Genomic DNA, 255 nt, shown 5'->3' with positions numbered 1-255 from the left:
ATGGCACCAGCCACACCGTGACCATCACCATCACCGGCGTCAACGACGGTGCGGTGATTGTGGGTGATGGCAGCGGTGCGGTGACCGAAGACCTGAACGTGGTCAGCGGTAACCTGACCGAGACCGGTAGCCTGAGCGTGACCGACGTGGACGGGGCCGACGAGGCTGAGTTCAAGCCGGGCAACGGCACCCCGAGTGCCAATGCCCTGGGTAGCCTGACCATTGCCGCGGATGGCAAGTGGAGCTATGAGGTCG

1 protein-coding gene is annotated in these 255 nt (G+C 64.3%); it reads left to right on the top strand.

Annotated features, from left to right (window positions below):
• On the top strand, window positions 1-255 hold a 255-nt coding region (locus tag AACW18_RS15875; RefSeq protein WP_218390095.1), incomplete at both ends, for a VCBS domain-containing protein.

This window comes from Aeromonas sp. sia0103, from assembly GCF_963895295.1.
In the GTDB taxonomy this organism is placed as follows: Bacteria; Pseudomonadota; Gammaproteobacteria; order Enterobacterales; family Aeromonadaceae; genus Aeromonas; species Aeromonas encheleia.
The sequence above is the reverse complement of the archived record's forward strand: the minus strand, read 5'-3'. Positions and strand labels throughout refer to the sequence as shown.